Below are 16,812 nucleotides of genomic sequence, written 5' to 3'. Positions count from 1 at the left end.
CGGCGGCCCCGGCCTCGGGCCAGGGACTGCGCAGCAGGGCGCGGGCGGCGGGTCGCGCCGCGGCGGCGGGGAGAAGCCGGGCCGCGGGCAGCCAGAAGGCCTCGGGCTCGTCGTCCGGACTGAAGGGGCGGGGAGTGTGCGGCATGGCCTTCTCGCGGGGGGTCAAGAGGGGCCGTCCCGGTCGATCACGGGGCGTGCTGCGGGCGGGGGAAGACGTTTCTCGCCGGGTCGGGGGCCGGTGGGGAACTACTGATCGTCAGGGTTCAGCGTAGCAAGATATGGGCCCAGATCGTCCGCCGCGACGGCCGTGCCGATGCCCGCCATCGCCTCGAGGTCGGGCAGGACCACGGACTGCCCGTCCGGGGACACGCCGAGGCCCTGATCGGGGGCCGTGGTCATCCGCAGGTCCCCGGCGGAGAGACCGGCCAGGTCGGGGGCGAGCCCGGCGATCCACGCCGCGTCGAGCCCCTCGCTCACCGTCAGGTAGGGCGAGAAGTCGCTGACCACGGTGTGCAGCCGGACCGGGTTGAGCAGCGTCTGCGGGCCGAGCAGCCGCTCGAGAGCGGACTGGACGTAGTTGCGCTGGTTCTCCACCCGCTGGAAGTCCCCGTCCTCGAAGGCCTTGCGCTCCCGGACGAACTCGAGCGCCCGTTCCCCGTCCATGTGCTCGGGGCCCTGCTCGAAGGTCATGCCCTCGTTGGACACGAAGTCCTGGGGCACGTCGACGGTCACGCCGCCGAGGGCGTCGGTGAGGGCCTGGAAGCCGGCGAAGTCCACCTCGGCGACCTGGTCGACCCGGGTGCCGAAGAGGTCCTCGACCGTCCCGACCATCAGCGGGACGCCGCCGAGATCGAGGGCGGCGTTGATCTTCGCCTCCCCCACCCCGGGGATCGGCACCCACGTGTCCCGCAGCACGGAGATGACGTAGGCCTCGCCGCCGTCCTCGGGGAGGTGCACCAGCATGATGGTGTCCGCCCGCACCCCCTCGACGCCCACGTCCGCCCGCCCGCCGGGCTGGCTGTCGGCGCCGAGCAGCAGCACGGTGGTGCCCCGGTCCTGGGCGGAGCCCGCGGCGGGGCGCCCGCTCTCGGCGGGGAACGCGTCGTCCACGACCTGCTTGCGGGCGTCGAAGGTCCGTCCCAGGTTCCAGACGAACGCGGCGGCCACCAGGGCGAGGACCAGCACGAGACCCAGGAGCACCAGCAGCACGCGCCGGACCGGGCGGCGGCGCGGCGCGGCCGCCGCGCGCTCGGCACCACGGTCGGCGTCGCGGGCGGATTCGCGGTCGTGGACGGTCATCAGAGGCTCCCCGTTCGGTGGGTCGGGCGGACGCCGGTCGCGGCCGGTGCGCCCATGCTAGGCCGCCGCTGCTCGGAGGTCGCCCGGAGGTCGCTGGGAGAGCCGGGGGCGGAGAAGGGCCACGGGCGGGTCAGGGCACCCGGGCGATCCACTCCGGGGTGGCGAACTTGGTGCGCACGAGCTCGCGGGCGGCGGCGATCTCGGCGTCCCGGACGGTGCCCTCCGCGGCGCCGTAGCGGCCCGCGAAGACCTCCACGAGCTTGCCCACGACGTCGGCGCGGGCCAGGCCGGTCTGCCGGCGCAGCGGGTCCACACGCTTCTTGGCCGAGCGGTGCCCCTTGTCGGAGAGCTTCTCCTTGCCGATCCGCAGGACCTCGGTCATCTTCTGCGCGTCGATGTCGTAGCTCATGGTCACGTGGTGGACCATCCCGCCGCCCGCGAAGCGCTTCTGCGCCGCTCCGCCGATCTTGCCGTGCTCGGTGGCGATGTCGTTGAGCGGGACGTAGAACGCCTCCAGGCCCATCTCCTGGAACGCCTGCATGACCCACTGGTCGAGGAACGGGTAGGACTCCGAGAAGCTGAGCCCGTCCACGAGCGTCTGCGGCAGGTACAGCGAGTAGGTGATGCAGTTGCCCGCCTCCATGAACATGGCCCCGCCCCCGGAGACGCGGCGCACCACGGAGACGCCGTGCCGCCGGGCGCCCTCGGCGTCCACCTCGTTGCGCAGGGACTGGAAGGACCCGATCACCACGGACGGCTCCTCCCAGTCCCACAGGCGCAGGGCGGGCGGGCGCCGGCCCGCGCCCACCTCGCGGGCGAGGACCTCGTCGAGCGCGAGGTTCTCCAGGGTGGGGCGGACGGTGGGCGGGATGACCTCCCACGCGTGGTCGTCCCACGTCGTGGCGTGGGCCAGGGCCCGGCGGACCGCGGTGGCGATCGCCTGCGGGGAGAAGCCGAACAGCACGACGTCGGGCGCGAGGGCCGCCTCGACCGCCGCGACGATCTCCTGCGGGGAGGCGTGCTCGCTGAGCCCGGTGAGCGCCGCGTTGATGTCCTCGAGGGCCTCGTCGGGCTCGAGGAAGAAGTCCCCGTTCACGGAGACGTCGGCCAGCCGCCCGTCGACCACGTCCAGGTCCGCGACCACGAGCTTGCCGCCCAGCACCTTGTACTCCCCGTGCCGCCGCTCCTGCGCCATCCGTGTCCTTCCCTCGTCCGTGCCGGTGGTCCCGGGTCAGCCTACGCCGGGGACCGCGGGCACGGCGCAGGCCCGGACCGGTGCGGTCCGGGCCTGCGGGCGATCGTGCGGGGCCCCGCGAGCGGGACGGAGATCAGCTGCTGGACTTGCCGAAGTTCTTGAAGCGGGCGTTGAAGCGCTCCACGCGGCCGGCGGAGTCCATGATGCGCTGCTTGCCGGTGTAGAACGGGTGGGACTCCGAGGAGATCTCGACCTCGATGATCGGGTACTCGTTGCCGTCCTCCCACGTCTCGGTCTTCTTCGAGGTGGCGGTGGAACGGGTCAGGATCGTCTTGCCGGAGGCCAGGTCGCGGAAGAGGACCGGGTGGTAGTCCGGGTGGATGTCAGTCTTCATGGGGTTCAAACCTTTGTCGTCGGTGCCTGGATTTTGCCAGCCACGGTTTCGCTCGGTGGGCGGTGCGCCGTCGTCGTCCGTCCGCGCGGTCCGGGAAGGGCGGGGGCATCGGGCACCAGCGGTCCAGCGTACCGGATCGCCGGTGGAAATTCACCCGCCGTCCCGCGGCGCGGGGGGGCCCGGTGCTTGCCGTTCCCCCCCGCGCCGCTGCCCCGGCCGCGGCGCCTCACCACCGGTGGGCGACGTCCACGACGAGCCGCGACCCCCGGCCCGGCCCGTCGAGGACGAACACCCGGAACGGCAGCCGCGCGCGCACGCCGAGGCCGACCGATGTCCGGGCCTCGTAGCTGCCGCCCCACGCGACCTGGCGGAACGTGCGGTAGCCGGCGACGTCCACGAGCTCCCGCCGGTCGTCGAACTCGTAGGTGGGCCTGCCCCTGCCGTCGTAGGCGGGGGCGTTGGCCGTGATCACCAGGTCGGTCCCCCGCAGGGGGATGGGGTCGCCGGAGCCGATGCCCGTGAACCGGGCGTAGCGCACGTCGTAGCCCCGCAGCCTGCCGTCGAGGTCGATCACCATCCGGTCGAAGCAGCGGTGCTGCCCCGCCCGGACGTCCGTGACGTGGGGGTAGCGGGGCGTGGTCGCCTCACCGCTGCGGGCCTTGGCCCCCGATCCCCACGTGATGCCGCAGTACGGGGCCGCGGCGTTCGCGCTGCCGGGGACGATGAGCCCCAGCCCCATGGCCAGCACGAGTGCCGCCAGCCATGAGATGACTTTCTTCATGATGCACCTTCTCCAAGACCCCTCGGGCCCCGGTGGGCTCGAGCGGGTGCTCCCATGATCCGCCTTTCCGAATGCTAAGTCTCCAGGTGAGGGTGAACTGGGTCAGCAATCGTTATGGGGCGGGGCGTCAGCGGCAGGGCCGGGTCTCCCAGAAGGCCACGGCCGAGGCGGCGGCGACGTTGAGGGAGTCCACGCCGTGGGACATCGGGATCCGCACGGTGAGGTCCGCGTGGTGGACGGCGGCGGCGCTGAGCCCGTCCCCCTCGGTGCCGAGGACCAGGGCCAGGCGCTCGTCGCGGCGCGCCGACAGCTCCTGGAGGGTGATCGAGTCGTCGCTCAGGGCGAGCGCCGCAGTGGTGAAGCCCGCGTCCTTGATCCGCTGCAGGTCGGCCGTCCAGTGCTGCAGCCGGGTCCACGGGACCTGGAACACGGTGCCCATGGAGACCCGGATGGAGCGCCGGTACAGGGGATCGGCGCAGCGCGGGGTGACGAGCACGGCGTCGACGTCCAGCGCGGCGGCCGAACGGAAGATCGCCCCCACGTTGGTGTGGTCGACGATGTCCTCGAGGACCGCCACCCGGTGCGACGACGCCAGGAGCCGCTCCAGCTCCACCGGCTCCGGGCGCTGCATGGCCGCGATCGCCCCGCGGTGCAGGTGGAAGCCGGTGATCTGCTCGAGCACCTCGTCCGGGCCGACGTACAGGGGCACGTCCGGGTGCTCGGCGAGGACGTCCGCGAGGTCCTCCAGCCACTTCTCCGCCATGAAGAAGGACCGAGGGGTGTGCCCGGCCGCGAGCGCCCGGCGGAGCACCTTGGAGGACTCGGCGATGTACATGCCGCGCTCGGGCTCGAGCTTGCGCCGCAGCCGGACGTCGGTCAGGCGGGCGTAGTCGGCCACCCGGGGGTCGTCGGCGCTGTCGAGGCGGATCATCTGGGGGAGGTCGGTCACGGGGGTCTCTTCGGGGTCGGGGTTCGAGGCGGGCGGGGTCGGGGCCGCGGAGGGGGTCCGCCCCGAATGGTAGCCGGAGCCCGTCCGGGGCCCGGCCGGTCTCAGAGCAGCTGGGACACGAGGCTCACGAGGGCCACGACGCCGAGCACCACGATCACGGTGCGCAGCAGGACCGGGGAGAGCCGGCGGCCGATCTTGGCCCCCGCCCAGGCGCCCACCGTGGAGCTGAGGGCGATGAGCAGCACCACCCACCAGTTGATCCGGTCGAACGCGAAGAGGATGTAGGACACGGCGGCGACGATGTTCACCGCCGCCACCAGCACCACCTTGACGGCGTTGGCGGCCTGCAGCGAGGCGAGCAGGAAGACGCCCAGGATGCCGAGCAGCAGCACGCCCTGGGCGGCCACGAAGTACCCGCCGTAGATCCCGGCCAGGAACACCAGGACGTACAGGGACGCGGGCTGCGGGGCCCGGTCCGGGTCGAGGGTGCGGGGGGTCTCCCCCCGGGCCCGGGCCGCCGCGGCGGCGGCCTCGGCCTGCTCGTCCTTGCGCCGGCGCACCAGAGCCTGGAGCCGCGGCTGGAAGACCACGAACAGGAGGGCGACGACGATCAGCCCCGGCGCGGCGTAGCCGAAGACCTCCTCGGGCAGGTGCAGCAGCAGCCACGCGCCGATCACCCCGCCGAGCGCGGAGCAGGGGATGAGCTTGAGCAGGGTCCGTTCCACGCCCGCGAGCTCGTGGCGGTAGTTCCAGGCGCCGGTGAGGTTGCCGGCGATCAGGCCCATCGCGTTGGACATGGACGCGGTCACGGGCGGGACGCCCATGGTCACGAGCACGGGGAAGGTGACGAGGGTGCCCGAGCCGACGATGGTGTTGATCAGTCCGGCGGCGACGCCGGCGAGCAGGATGAGGGCGGCCTGCCACCACTCGAACGGGAAGTCCGCGGCGAGGGCTGCGAGCGTGTCGGGCACCACGTCGGGTCAGGACCGGCCGAACGCGGCGAAGCGGTTGCCGACCTTCACCAGCTTCAGCGGGAGGCCGAAGGTCTCGGAGAGGTTCTTCTGCGTCATGACGGTGCGGACGGGGCCCGCGGCCACCACCCGGCCCTCGCGCAGCAGCAGCGCGTGGGTGAAGGCGTCGGGCACCTCTTCGAGGTGGTGGGTGACCATGACGATCGCCGGGGACGCCCCGTCGCGGGCCAGCTCGTCCAGCCGGGCCACCAGGTCCTCCCGCCCGCCCACGTCCAGGCCGGCGGCGGGCTCGTCGAGCAGCAGCAGCTCGGGGTCGGTCATCAGGGCGCGGGCGATCAGGACGCGCTTTCGCTCCCCCTCCGAGAGCGAGCCGAAGCGGCGCTCCGCCAGGTGCTCGATCCCCCACGCGGCCATGAGCTCCTGCGCCTGGGCCTCGTCGGCGTCGTCGTAGCTCTCGATCCACCGCCCCGTCACCCCGTACGCGGCGGTGACCACGCAGTTGCGCACGGACTCGGCGTCGGGGATCTGGGTGGCGAGCACGGCGGAGGTCAGCCCGATGCGGGGGCGCAGCTCGAACACGTCCACCGCGCCGAGGATCTCGTCCAGGATGTCGACCATGCCCCGGGAGGGGTGCAGGCGGGCGGCCGCGATGGACAGCAGGGTGGTCTTGCCGGCGCCGTTGGGGCCGAGGATGACCCAGCGCTCGCCCTCGTTGACGACCCAGTCCACGGAATCCAGCAGGGTCTTCTGTCCGCGGACCACGCTGACGTCCACCATCTCCACCACAGCACTCATACCCGCCACTCTAGGACACGCGGAGCGCCGCACCGGCGTGCCGGTGCGGCACGCACCCCGTCAGGGACGGGCGGAGCGGCGCGGCCACCGCCCACGGATGATCGACGCGCGGTGCTCCCTGCCCCTCCCGGCGGCGCCGGAGCGGGCGGCCCAGAAGTCCTCCCCGGCCCAGCGGAAGCGGGGCGTCTCCTTGGCCAGGAACGCCCGCTGCCCGATGCGGGCGTCGGGTCCGTCGAGGACTTCCCGGAACAGGGCCTCGGAGATCTCGTCGGCGCCGAACCCGGCCGCCTCGCCCTCGTCCGGGGAGGCGAGCGCGATCAGGTGCTTGTGGGCCTGCACGGAGAGCTGGGACCGCCCCGCCAGGTCCGTGACCACCTGCTCCAGGGCCGACTCGAAGCCGGCGTCCTCCACCACGCGGGTGAGCATGCCCCACCGCTCGGCGTCGGCGGCGGTGACGGTGTCGCCGGTGAGCAGCAGGTAGGAGGCCGTGCCGGGGCCCACCAGGCGGACCAGACGCTGGATCCCGGAGGCCGGGAACACGATGCCGATCCGGGCCGGGGTCAGTCCGATGCGCAGGGAGGCCGTGGCGATGCGCAGGTCGCAGGCGCCGGCCAGCATCCAGGCCCCGCCCATGCAGTACCCCTCCAGGGCCGCCACGGTGGGCTTGTGCACCGCGGCCAGGGCCGCCTCGGCCTCGGTGAGCAGCCCGCCGCGGGGCAGCCCGGTGCCGGGCTCCCCCAGGCACTCGAACACCTCGGCGATGTCGGCCCCGGCGGAGAACACCCCGCCCGCCCCGCGCAGCCCGATCACCCGCACGCCGGGGTCGGCGTCCAGCTTCTCCAGCACGCCGGGCAGGGCCGCCCACATCGCCGGGGACAGCGCGTTGCGCCGGTCGGGGCGGTCGAGGACCACCCAGGCCACGGGTCCTTCCCGCCGGACCTCCAGGGCGCCGGTGGACATCTCGGGGAGGGGCTGAGCGGTCATCGGAGGGCCTCCGTCTTCGGGTCGGTGGTGTTCCCGGTGGGGCCGGCCCCGGTCGCGGTGCCCGCGAGCCAGTCGCGGACGGAGGCACCGTGCTGGTCGAGCACGGGCGGGGCGGCGTGGTCCCGCCGTGTCGTCTCGTCCGTGTCGCCGGGGGCGAAGAACCGCACCGCGGGTCCGGGCAGCTCGACGGGACCGAGGACCTCGTGGTCGACGCCCACGACCAGCCCCTGCGAGCGCACCTGTTCCCAGGCGTAGACCTCGTCCAGGGTCCGGACCTTCCCGGCCGGGATGCCGATCCCGGCCAGCAGCTCCAGCAGCTCCTCGGGACCGTGCGCGGCGAAGGCCTCCTCGACGGCGGCGATCACGGCCGGGCGGTTGCGGACGCGGTCGGCGTTGGTCGCGAACTCCGGCCGGTCGGGGTCGATCCCGAAGGCCCCGGCGAAGGTGCGCCACAGCTTCTCGCTGCCCACGCTGATCTGCACCTTCCCGCCGCGGCAGGCGAACAGGCCGTAGGGCGCGATGGAGGGGTGGTGGTTGCCCTGGGCCCGCGGCACCTCGTGGGCCACGGTGGCGCGGGTGCCCTGGAAGGCGTGCACCCCGACCACCGAGGACAGCAGGGACGTGCGCACGACCTTCCCGGCCCCGGTGCGCTCGCGCTCGTAGAGGGCGGCCAGCACGCCGTAGGCGCCGTTCATCCCGGCCAGCAGGTCGGCGATGGGCACGCCCACCCGCTGGGGGTCGTCCGGGCCGGAACCGGTGAGCGACATGAGCCCGGCCTCGCCCTGGACGATCTGGTCGTAGCCGGAGCGCCGGGACTCCGGTCCGTCGTGGCCGAAGCCGGTGATGGAGAGCACCACCAGGCGGGGGTTCAGGCGGTGCAGCTCCTCGACGGAGAAGCCGAGCCGGTCCAGCACCCCGGGCCGGAAGTTCTCCACCAGGACGTCGGCGCGCTCCACGAGCGCCCGGAGCACCTGCCCGCCGTCCTCGGACTTGAGGTCCAGGGCCACGGACTCCTTGTTGCGGTTGCAGGACAGGAAGTACGTGGCCTGCGGGTCGTCCTCCGGTCCCACGAAGGGCGGGCCCCACCCGCGGGTGTCGTCACCCGTGCCGGGGCTCTCGATCTTAACGACCCGCGCGCCCAGGTCGGCGAGCATCATGGCCGCGTGCGGGCCGGCGAGGGCACGGGACAGGTCCACGACGAGGGTGCCGGCCAGGGGGCCGCCGGACGGCGAGGGCTCCTGGGGGTCGGTGCGGGGCGGGGTGCCGGTGGCGGGCTGGATGTCGGTCATGGCGGGTTCCTCCGTGATCGGGTCGGTGGGCATCGGCGGGGCGGGGCTGCGGGCTACAGCCAGCCGGGGGCGACCATCACGGCCCAGACCAGCAGCGGGCCGATGACGACCACGCCGGTGGCGTAGACGAGGATCTTCTTGTAGAAGACGTCGCGGTCCACGTCGGCGGGGGCGTTGGCCAGCACGAGCGCGCCGTTGGTGGAGAACGGGGAGACGTCGACGATGGTCGAGGCCACGGCCAGGGCGCAGATCAGCCCGGTGGCCCCGACCTCGCCCGCGAGCAGGAAGGGCACGGCCAGGGGGATGAGCGCGGCGAGGATGGCGGTCGAAGAGGCGAAGGCGGAGACGACGGCGCCGATGTAGCAGATCAGCAGCGCCGCCAGCAGCGGCATCCCCAGGCCGGCCACGCCGTTGGAGACGTACTCGATGGTGCCCGCCTCCTGCAGCACGCCGACGAAGGTGAGCATGCCGCCGAGCAGGAGCACGGTGGACCAGTCGATCTTGTTGACCGCGCCCTTCTGAGCCTTCGGGGAGACCAGGGCCAGGACGACGGCGACGGTGATGGCCACGAAGCCCACGTCCACGCCGAAGCCCAGGGCGACGACGGCCAGTACGACCAGGCCCAGGATGGTGGCGGCCTGCGGGAGCAGTCCGTCCCTGCCCTCGCGCCGGACCGGGGGCTCGGAGGATCCGGCCGGGTCACGGGGACCGTACATGCCCGAGCCGAAGCCCTTGAAGTCCACGTCCCGGTCCCCGGCGTGCCCGGCGGCGACCCGGCTGCGGGACAGGCGGGCCTCGGAGGCCCGCTCCACGAAGTCCTCCGCGCGGGCCGAGACGAGGCCGCGCCCACCGAGGGTCACGAACAGGCCCACGGCGATCAGCAGGTTGAAGACCAGGCTGGAGAGGAACACCGCGGTGAGGCTGACGTCCAGGCCGGCCCCGGCGACGATGCCGTTGACGGTCACTCCGTAGACGGAGATCGGCGAGAAGCCGCCGCCCTGGGCGCCGTGGATGACCATCATGCCCATCATCAGGGGATTGATCTTGTACTTGGCGGCGAAGCTCAGCGCGATCGGGGCGATGATCGCCACGGCGGCCGGTGACAGGGCACCCACGGCGGTGATCACGGCAGTGATGAAGAACATGATCCACGGGATCAGCGCGACCCGGCTGCCCACCAGTTTCACCGCCGCCTGCACGAGCAGGTCCACGGTGCCGTTCTTCTGGGCGATGGCGAACAGATAGGTCACCCCCACGATGGTGAGGAACAGCCCGCCGGGGAACGCCTCGAGGATCTGGTCGGTGTCCATCCCGAGGACGAACACCCCCAGCACGAACGCGCCCACGAAGGCCAGCGCCCCCATGTTGACGGGCAGGACGGTGGCCACGACGAACATCGCGGCCAGGATGATGATGGAGAGCACTTCTGGGCCCATGGGTCTTCCTTCGGACGAGGACGGTCCCGCCGGTGAGGGTGGAGCTCCTGCGGGAACAGTGGTGTGGATCACACCGCCAGTTTTGGACTAGCCAATAGAACACTAGGGGTCCTTGTCAATCGTTGGGCTAGCATAGGGGCCGGACGCCACTGGGTGGTGCCGCGCCGCCGGGACGCTCCGGCGCCGTGCGACCGGGGAGGACGGACATGGCAGGGCCCAACAGGATCGACCGGGTGGAACGCCCTCGGCTCTACGAGCAGGTGGTGGAGCGGCTGCTGGACCACGTCATCCAGGACCGGCTCGAGACCGGCGACCGGCTCCCCCCGGAGCGGGACCTCGCCGACAGCCTGGGCGTCTCCCGGGCCACCGTCGCCCAGGCCCTGGTGGCCCTGGAGGTGCTCGGGGTGATCGACGTGCAGCACGGCAGCGGGGCGGTGCTGCGCTACCGGCCCTCCAGCGCCGTGGTGCTGCGGGGACTGCGCGAGCACGCCGATCGGCTGCCGGACATCGTCGACGCCCGCAGCGCCGTGGAGACCAAGATCGCCGCCCTGGCCGCGGCCCGGCGCACCCCCGAGGACCTGTCCGCCATCGAGCACGCCCTGGCGCTCATGGCGCAGGACATCGCCGGCGGCGGCCGGGGGCTGGAGGGCGACGAGCTGTTCCACGCCGCGGTCACCGCCGCCGCCCACTCCTCGGTCCTGGCGCGGATGATGGCCGAGATCTCCGGACTCGTGCGGGAGACCCGCATCGAGTCCCTGAGCCAGCAGGGCCGCCCCGAACGGTCCCTGGAGTCCCACCGGACGATCGTGGACGCCATCCGCGACCGGGAGCCCGAGCGGGCGGCCCGCGCGATGGCCGAGCACATCGAGCTCGTCTCCGACGTCGCGGTGCTCCGCCCCGAGTGAGGGCCCCGGTCGGCCGTTGCCCGCGCCTGCCGATAAGCTGGCGCACATGACCACCGACCTCGCCGTCATCGCGTTTGCCCAGAATCCGGACCCGGAGGCCCGTGAGCGCATCCTCACCCTCGTGCAGGACGCCGGCGCCGAGGTCGAGCGCTTCTCCACGGTGCGGGTCACCGGCCCCGGTTCGGCCGGGCCGGACTCGGAGGTCCCCGGCTACAACGCCTTCACCGCGCTCGTGCACGGCTCCGACGCGACCGCCCTGCTCGCCGCCCTGCGCCCCGACCCGCTGACCCAGATGCTGCCGGGCGTGGACGTCAACGTGGTGCCGACCACCCTCTTCGATCCCGGGCGCAAGAAGCTGCTCATCATGGACGTCGACTCCACGCTCATCCAGCAGGAGGTGGTGGACATGCTCGCCGCCCACGCGGGGCGCGAGGCCGAGGTCGCCGCCGTGACCCGGGCGGCCATGCTCGGGGAGCTGGACTTCGCCGAGTCCCTGCTCGCGCGCGTCGAGACCCTCGCCGGGCTGCCCGCGTCCGTGCTCGACGAGGTCCTGGCCGCGGTGCGGCTCTCCCCCGGCGCGGACGTGCTCGTCAAGGCCTTCCTGCGGGAGGGGCACGCCGTGGCGGCGGTCTCCGGCGGCTTCCTGGGCGTCCTCACCCCGCTCGCCGAGCAGCTGCGGCTCACCCGGCACGCGGCCAACACCCTCGAGGTCGTCGACGGCACGCTCACCGGCAGGGTGCTCGGCGAGGTCGTGGACCGCACCGTCAAGGAGCGGTGCCTGCGGACCTGGGCCGAGGAGCTCGACGTCGCCCCCGAGGACGTCATCGCCGTGGGCGACGGCGCCAACGACCTCGACATGCTCACGGCCGCCGGGCTCGGGGTGGCCTACAACGCCAAGCCCGCCCTGCGCGCGGCCGCCGACGCCCAGGTCAACCTGCCGAACCTCGACGCGGTCCGGTTCTTCGCCGACCTCTGATCCCCCGCCCCCGCCGGGACCCCGCTCCCGGCGGGCGACCCGGGTCGTAGAGTGGGATGCAGCACGCGCGGCCCTCGAGCACGAGACCGCGCCCGGCCCCGAGGAGAGACAGTGACGGCACCCGGTGCGCCCCGGCAGCGCCCCGGCTTCCTGGCCCGGATGATGCTGCTGCACCTCGCCGTGGTGACCCTCGTCGTCGCCCTGTGCGGGGGCGTCTACGCCTGGCTGACCTACGAGCGGCTGGGCCGCGACGCCGAGGGCCAGGCGCTGTCCATCGCCCGGTCGGTCGCCGCCGACGACGACGTCCGCGCGGGCGTGGCGGACCTGCTCGACGCCGGTCCCGCGGACCTCGACCCGGAGGTGCTGTCCGGGGGCGCCCTGCAGACCGCCGCGGAGGAGGTCCGCGACCGCACGGACTCCCTCTTCGTGGTGATCACCGACGACACCGGGCTGCGGCTCTCCCACCCCAATCCCGAGCAGCTGGGCCGGCCCGTCAGCACGGACCCCACCGAGGCCCTGGCCGGGCGGGAGGTCACGAGCCAGGAGCGCGGCACCCTGGGGCGCTCCGCCCGGGCCAAGGTCCCGGTGTACGCCCCGGGTACGGACGCCGCCGTGGTGGGCGCCGTCAGCGTGGGGATCTCCCGCACGGACATGCTCGCCACCCTGCGGGAGGACATCACCCCCGTGGCCGCCACCGCCGTGGGCGCCCTCGGCCTCGGAGCGGCCGCCTCCGCGGCGATCGCGCGCCGGCTCAAGCGCCTCACCCTCGGCCTGGAGCCCGAGGAGATCGCCACGCTCGCCCAGGACCAGGAGGCGGTGCTGCGCGGGGTCGACGAAGGCGTCATCGGCATCTCCCCCGAGCACCGCATCACCGTGGTCAACGCCGAGGCGGGACGGCTGCTGGGTGTGGCGGAGCCCGCCCGGCTCGTGGGGACCCCGCTGGCCGAGGCGGGCCTGCCGGCGTCCTTCGCGGCGCTGCTCGCCGCGGCGACCCCCGCGTCCCCGGCCGTGGAGCAGGTCGTCGGCCGGCACGTGCTGATCCTCTCCGCCCGCGCCGTCCGGCCCGACCGCCCGGGCCTGCCCCCGCTGGGCTGGGTGGTCCTGATCCGGGACCGCACCGAGCTGCAGTCCCTGACCCGCCAGCTCGACGCCGTCGGCGCCCTCAGCACCGCCCTGCGCGCCCAGCGCCACGAGTTCGCCAACCGCCTGCACACCATCGCGGGGCTGCTCGCGATCGGCGACGCCGAGGAGGCCCGCCGGTACGTGGCCGAGGTCACCGAGACCGGCCCCCTCAGCTACCCCGCCGAGGGGGCCCAGCTGCTGCGCGACCCCTACCTGCAGGCGTTCCTGGGGGCCAAGAGCGTCGAGGCCGCCGAGCGCGGCGTGAGCCTGCGCATCGGCGCCGACACCCTCGTCCGCGGCCGCATCACGGACCCGCAGGACGTCACCACCGTGATCGGCAGCCTCGTGGACAACGCCGTCCGCGCCGCCGTCCAGGGCGCGGCGGGAGACCGCTGGGTCGAGGTCGAGCTGCTCGACGACTGGACCGGCGGGGAGGGCACCCTGCACCTCGTCGTGGCCGACTCCGGCGACGGGCTCCCCGTGGCGGACCCCGAGCCGATCTTCGCCCAGGGCTGGTCCACCGCCGTTCCCGCCGGCGGATCCGGGGACGAGGGCGCAGCGCCGTTCGCCGTGCTGCCCGACGTCCACGGCCAGGGCTTCGGCCTGTCCCTGAGCCGGGAGCTGGCCCGCCGGCGCGGCGGAGAGGTGTGGGTGGCCGATCCCGGACGCCCCGGCGGGCCGGGAGCCGTCTTCTGCGCCCGCCTGCCCGGTACCGTGGTCCGCGACCCCGGGCCCGGGGCCGACGTCGGCGGCGAACGGTCCGCCGGCAGATCAGGAGGTGCAGGATGAGCGACGACCTGGTGGTCCTCGTGGTCGACGACGACTTCCACGTGGGACGGCTGCACGCCGGCTTCGTCAACGCCGTGCCGGGCTTCACGGCGCTGACCCCCGTGGGCACCGCCGAGCAGGCGATGCGCACCGTCCACGCACACCAGCCCGACCTCGTGCTGCTGGACGTCTACCTGCCCGACGCGCTCGGCCTGGACCTGCTGCGGGCCCTCGACGTGGACGTCATCATGCTCACCGCGGCGGCCGACCCGGCCTCCGTGCGGACCGCCGTCCGCCGCGGCGCGCTCGCCTACCTCATCAAGCCGTTCCCGAACGAGCGGCTGGCGCGCACCCTGCGGGCCTACGCCCGGTACCGCCGGCTGCTCACCGACCGGGACGCGCTGACACAGGAGACCGTGGACCGCGCCCTGCACGCCCTGCACCCGGGCGAGACCGCCTCCCCCGGCGAGCGCACCCGGTCCGCGACGGAGGGCTCGGTCCTGGCGGCCCTGGAGGCCGGGGTGCCCCTCTCGGCCGCGGAGATCGCCCGGAAGGTCGGCATCTCCCGGGCCACCGCCCAGCGCTACCTCTCCGCACTGGCCGAGGACGGGTCGGTCGAGATCCAGCTCCGCTACGGGAGCACGGGCCGCCCGGAGCACCGCTACGGGCCCGCGGCCTCCTGATCCCAGGTTCATGCTCAGGGCCGGTCCCTAGACTGCCCGCCATGGCGAGCAGGGTGCGACCGGAACCACAGGACCAGTGTCTCTCCTGGCCGGACGAGATTTGCGGTGACCCGGTGGCGGAGCGGGCGAGGCTGTTCGCGCTGAATTTACGGGCGGCCGCGGGGTCCCGCACGCTGCGGGAGCTGGGGGCGCTCACCGGTGTCGACCACACGGCGCTGTCCCGGATCCTGGACGGGCACGTCTGGCCGGACGGGTACACCATCGCCCGCCTCGAGGTGCGGCTGGGGGTCAGCCTGTGGCCCCCCTACGAGGAGTGATCCGCACCGCCCGGGCACGGTCGCCGCGCCCAGGCCGGGACGGTCCCGGGGCCGGTCAGGGCGCGGTCAGGTCCAGCCAGTAGGTGTCGCTCTGCTCGTCGTGGTGCAGCAGCCGCTCCAGCGGTCCGGCGTAGGCGTCCAGGGCGCGGCCCACGAGCTCGCGCACGTCCCGCGCGGCGACCGTGACGGTGCCGCCGAGCTCGTCGTCGGCCGTCTCGCGCACCACCACGACCCGGCCCGGGTCGCCCCAGACGTAGTCGCCCGCGGCGTCGCGCAGGGCGTCGACGAAGAACTCCTGGTCACCGTCGTGACCGAGCACGTCCAGGCGCACCGCGTCGGGGTGGCGGCGCGCCAGCTCGGCGGCCACCAGGCGCAGCAGCTTCCGGGCGTAGCTTCGCCGGGCCCGGTCGAGGGCCTCCTCGGCGGCCTGGAGCACGTGGTCGGGGGTCAGGACAGTGGTGGTCACAGGCATGCAGTGTATGTGTGCGGAAGCAACGAGGGTGGGCGCCACCCCGGTCGCGCCGCCGGACCGGCCCGCCCCCGCGCACCGCCCCACGGTCTCGGGCAGAATGACCGCATGATCGACGCCCACCTGCACGTGGTCGACCCGCGGTTCCCGCTGGTGCCCAACCAGGGGTACCTGCCGCCGACCTTCACGGTCGGGGACTACCGGCGCAGGGTCCGGGGGCTGGGCGTGGCGGGCGGGGCCGTGGTCAGCGGCTCCTTCCAGGGCCACGCCCAGGAGTGGCTGCGCTCGGCGCTGGCGGAGCTCGGCCCCGGATTCGTCGGCGTGACCCAGCTGCCGCCCGCCGTCCCGGACGAGCAGGTGCGCGAGCTCCACGGGGCCGGGGTGCGGGCGGTGCGCTTCACCCTCCGCCGCGGTGCCGACGCGGACCCTGCCGGCATCGAGCGGCTCGCCCGGCGGGTGCACGACCTCGCCGGGTGGCACGCCGAGTTCTACGCGGACGCCGCCGCGCTGGAGCACCTCGCCCCTGTGCTGCGGCGCCTGCCGCGGGCCGGCGTCGACCACCTCGGCATGAGCGCGGCGGGGCTGCCGCGGCTGCTCGAGCTCGTCGAGCGGGGCGTGAAGGTCAAGGCCACGGGGTTCGGGCGCGTCGACCTCGACGTGCCGGACGCGCTGCGCCGGATCCACGCCGTGGACCCGACCGCCCTGCTCTTCGGCACCGATCTGCCGAGCACCCGGGCGGAGCGCCCGTTCCGGGACGCGGACGTCGCGCTGGTCGCCGAGACCCTGGGCACCGGCGCCGCGGCGGCCGTGCTGCACGACAACGCCGCGGCCTGGTACGGGCTGCCGCGCGCGGCGGCGGAGAGCGGCTACTCCGGCCACACCTGCCGGTCCGGGCCCTCCAGGACGTAGCGCAGCTCCACGGCGCCGCCCTCGAAGTGGGTGGTGCGCTGGAGCCGCAGGTCGCGCGCCGCCGCGGTCGGGAGGACGGGATGTCCTCCGCCCAGCACGATCGGCATGTAGGTCAGCCACAGCTCGTCGAGCAGACCGGCGTCCGCGAACTGGGCCGCGAGCTTCCCGCCGCCCACCACCCACAGGTTCCGCTCGCCCGCGGCGGCGACCAGGGCCTCGGCGTGCATCGTGACCGGTCCGCTGACGAAGGTCGGCTCCGCCCCCGCCGGCCGCGGCAGCTCGCGGTGGGTGAAGACCCAGACCGGCAGGTCCCCGTAGGCCCAGTCCCCCTGGTCGAGGACGAACTCGTACGTGCTCGCGCCCATCGCGAGCGCGCCGACGTCGCCCAGGAACGCGTCGTAGTGCTCCTGGTAGGCCTCGAAGCCGTACTGCAGCAGCCAGTCGAGGTGGTTCTCCCGGTCGGCGATGTACCCGTCGGCGCTGGCCGCCACGTAGTACTGCGTTCTGCTCATGCGCACCAGGTTACGCACCCCTCCGGCGGCTTCCCAGGGTTGCTTCCCCCGCGCCGCG

At 73.9% G+C, this 16,812-nt stretch carries 18 protein-coding genes; 6 read left to right on the top strand and 12 right to left on the bottom strand.

The features are described from left to right. Positions 1-246: 246 nt before the first annotated feature. The 10 genes from CRM73_RS01645 to CRM73_RS01600 all read right to left on the bottom strand — a co-directional run bounded on the left by CRM73_RS01645 (position 247) and on the right by CRM73_RS01600 (position 10,093). Positions 247-1,299, bottom strand: coding sequence for an LCP family protein (locus CRM73_RS01645; protein ID WP_017834339.1), 1,053 nt, complete (start codon positions 1,297-1,299; stop codon positions 247-249). A 130-nt stretch (positions 1,300-1,429) separates the two neighbouring features. Continuing rightward, positions 1,430-2,494 carry a biotin/lipoate A/B protein ligase family protein gene (locus CRM73_RS01640; protein ID WP_229586555.1) on the bottom strand — a complete coding sequence of 355 codons (1,065 nt, stop codon included), beginning with the start codon at positions 2,492-2,494 and terminating at the stop codon, positions 1,430-1,432. Between the two features lie 133 nt (positions 2,495-2,627). Then, entirely contained in the window at positions 2,628-2,888 is a 261-nt protein-coding gene (locus CRM73_RS01635; protein ID WP_017834341.1) for a type B 50S ribosomal protein L31, read from the bottom strand. 226 nt (positions 2,889-3,114) lie between these two features. Beyond that, positions 3,115-3,669, bottom strand: coding sequence for a hypothetical protein (locus tag CRM73_RS01630; RefSeq protein WP_167508885.1), 555 nt, complete (start codon positions 3,667-3,669; stop codon positions 3,115-3,117). A 127-nt stretch (positions 3,670-3,796) separates the two neighbouring features. Further along, positions 3,797-4,600 (bottom strand): RNA methyltransferase, encoded by an 804-nt coding sequence (locus CRM73_RS01625; protein ID WP_109268975.1) that lies wholly within the window; start codon positions 4,598-4,600, stop codon positions 3,797-3,799. A gap of 119 nt (positions 4,601-4,719) precedes the next feature. Then, positions 4,720-5,589: a sulfite exporter TauE/SafE family protein gene (locus CRM73_RS01620; protein ID WP_051063812.1), complete on the bottom strand. Its 870-nt coding sequence runs from the start codon at positions 5,587-5,589 to the stop codon at positions 4,720-4,722. 9 nt (positions 5,590-5,598) lie between these two features. Continuing rightward, positions 5,599-6,384, bottom strand: a complete 786-nt coding sequence (locus CRM73_RS01615; protein WP_031283465.1) for an ABC transporter ATP-binding protein — start codon at positions 6,382-6,384, stop codon at positions 5,599-5,601. Positions 6,385-6,444: 60 nt separating this feature from the next. Beyond that, positions 6,445-7,368 carry an enoyl-CoA hydratase/isomerase family protein gene (locus tag CRM73_RS01610; protein ID WP_052132714.1) on the bottom strand — a complete coding sequence of 308 codons (924 nt, stop codon included), beginning with the start codon at positions 7,366-7,368 and terminating at the stop codon, positions 6,445-6,447. After that, positions 7,365-8,657 (bottom strand): CoA transferase, encoded by a 1,293-nt coding sequence (locus CRM73_RS01605; protein ID WP_229586553.1) that lies wholly within the window; start codon positions 8,655-8,657, stop codon positions 7,365-7,367. Before CRM73_RS01605 ends, CRM73_RS01610 begins: the two co-directional genes overlap by 4 nt. 53 nt (positions 8,658-8,710) lie before the next feature. After that, a complete protein-coding gene (locus CRM73_RS01600; protein WP_229586551.1) occupies positions 8,711-10,093 on the bottom strand; it encodes an SLC13 family permease in 1,383 nt (460 codons plus the stop codon). Positions 10,094-10,299: 206 nt separating this feature from the next. Between CRM73_RS01600 and CRM73_RS01595 the strand changes: the two genes are divergently transcribed. From CRM73_RS01595 to CRM73_RS01575, 5 genes are all read left to right on the top strand, one after another. Then, entirely contained in the window at positions 10,300-10,998 is a 699-nt protein-coding gene (locus tag CRM73_RS01595; protein ID WP_229586550.1) for a FadR/GntR family transcriptional regulator, read from the top strand. A 46-nt stretch (positions 10,999-11,044) separates the two neighbouring features. Then, on the top strand, positions 11,045-11,974 hold the full coding sequence (serB, locus tag CRM73_RS01590) for a phosphoserine phosphatase SerB (protein ID WP_017834351.1): 930 nt from the start codon (positions 11,045-11,047) through the stop codon (positions 11,972-11,974). Between the two features lie 111 nt (positions 11,975-12,085). After that, on the top strand, positions 12,086-13,885 hold the full coding sequence (locus tag CRM73_RS01585; protein WP_052132715.1) for a sensor histidine kinase: 1,800 nt from the start codon (positions 12,086-12,088) through the stop codon (positions 13,883-13,885). Continuing rightward, positions 13,882-14,547 (top strand): response regulator, encoded by a 666-nt coding sequence (locus CRM73_RS01580; RefSeq protein WP_017834353.1) that lies wholly within the window; start codon positions 13,882-13,884, stop codon positions 14,545-14,547. The genes CRM73_RS01585 and CRM73_RS01580 overlap by 4 nt, the downstream gene beginning before the upstream one ends. Before the next feature lie 41 nt (positions 14,548-14,588). Beyond that, on the top strand, positions 14,589-14,864 hold the full coding sequence (locus CRM73_RS01575; protein ID WP_095651514.1) for a helix-turn-helix transcriptional regulator: 276 nt from the start codon (positions 14,589-14,591) through the stop codon (positions 14,862-14,864). 55 nt (positions 14,865-14,919) lie between these two features. Here CRM73_RS01575 and CRM73_RS01570 read toward each other — a convergent pair whose 3' ends face one another. Then, positions 14,920-15,330 carry a hypothetical protein gene (locus CRM73_RS01570; protein WP_017834355.1) on the bottom strand — a complete coding sequence of 137 codons (411 nt, stop codon included), beginning with the start codon at positions 15,328-15,330 and terminating at the stop codon, positions 14,920-14,922. 111 nt (positions 15,331-15,441) lie between these two features. Between CRM73_RS01570 and CRM73_RS01565 the strand changes: the two genes are divergently transcribed. Next, positions 15,442-16,242, top strand: coding sequence for an amidohydrolase (locus CRM73_RS01565; RefSeq protein ID WP_109222746.1), 801 nt, complete (start codon positions 15,442-15,444; stop codon positions 16,240-16,242). Here CRM73_RS01565 and CRM73_RS01560 read toward each other — a convergent pair. Continuing rightward, complete coding sequence (locus CRM73_RS01560; protein WP_176337718.1) at positions 16,200-16,754, bottom strand: dihydrofolate reductase family protein; 555 nt, start codon at positions 16,752-16,754, stop codon at positions 16,200-16,202. The two genes, CRM73_RS01565 and CRM73_RS01560, sit on opposite strands and share 43 nt — an antisense overlap. Between the last annotated feature and the right edge of the window lie 58 nt (positions 16,755-16,812).

The sequence above is a fragment of the Kocuria sp. CCUG 69068 genome, from assembly GCF_020833785.1.
Taxonomy (GTDB): domain Bacteria; phylum Actinomycetota; class Actinomycetes; order Actinomycetales; family Micrococcaceae; genus Kocuria; species Kocuria rosea.
The sequence above is the reverse complement of the archived record's forward strand: the minus strand, read 5'-3'. Positions and strand labels throughout refer to the sequence as shown.

Coding starts and splice junctions, on each gene's coding strand:
- CRM73_RS01645 (WP_017834339.1), bottom strand. CDS start 1,299: ATGACCGTCCACGACCGCGAATCCGCCCGCGACGCCGACCGTGGTGCC.
- CRM73_RS01640 (WP_229586555.1), bottom strand. CDS start 2,494: ATGGCGCAGGAGCGGCGGCACGGGGAGTACAAGGTGCTGGGCGGCAAG.
- CRM73_RS01635 (WP_017834341.1), bottom strand. CDS start 2,888: ATGAAGACTGACATCCACCCGGACTACCACCCGGTCCTCTTCCGCGAC.
- CRM73_RS01630 (WP_167508885.1), bottom strand. CDS start 3,669: ATGAAGAAAGTCATCTCATGGCTGGCGGCACTCGTGCTGGCCATGGGG.
- CRM73_RS01625 (WP_109268975.1), bottom strand. CDS start 4,600: ATGATCCGCCTCGACAGCGCCGACGACCCCCGGGTGGCCGACTACGCC.
- CRM73_RS01615 (WP_031283465.1), bottom strand. CDS start 6,384: ATGAGTGCTGTGGTGGAGATGGTGGACGTCAGCGTGGTCCGCGGACAG.
- CRM73_RS01610 (WP_052132714.1), bottom strand. CDS start 7,368: ATGACCGCTCAGCCCCTCCCCGAGATGTCCACCGGCGCCCTGGAGGTC.
- CRM73_RS01605 (WP_229586553.1), bottom strand. CDS start 8,657: ATGACCGACATCCAGCCCGCCACCGGCACCCCGCCCCGCACCGACCCC.
- CRM73_RS01600 (WP_229586551.1), bottom strand. CDS start 10,093: ATGGGCCCAGAAGTGCTCTCCATCATCATCCTGGCCGCGATGTTCGTC.
- CRM73_RS01595 (WP_229586550.1), top strand. CDS start 10,300: ATGGCAGGGCCCAACAGGATCGACCGGGTGGAACGCCCTCGGCTCTAC.
- serB (WP_017834351.1), top strand. CDS start 11,045: ATGACCACCGACCTCGCCGTCATCGCGTTTGCCCAGAATCCGGACCCG.
- CRM73_RS01580 (WP_017834353.1), top strand. CDS start 13,882: ATGAGCGACGACCTGGTGGTCCTCGTGGTCGACGACGACTTCCACGTG.
- CRM73_RS01575 (WP_095651514.1), top strand. CDS start 14,589: ATGGCGAGCAGGGTGCGACCGGAACCACAGGACCAGTGTCTCTCCTGG.
- CRM73_RS01565 (WP_109222746.1), top strand. CDS start 15,442: ATGATCGACGCCCACCTGCACGTGGTCGACCCGCGGTTCCCGCTGGTG.
- CRM73_RS01560 (WP_176337718.1), bottom strand. CDS start 16,754: ATGAGCAGAACGCAGTACTACGTGGCGGCCAGCGCCGACGGGTACATC.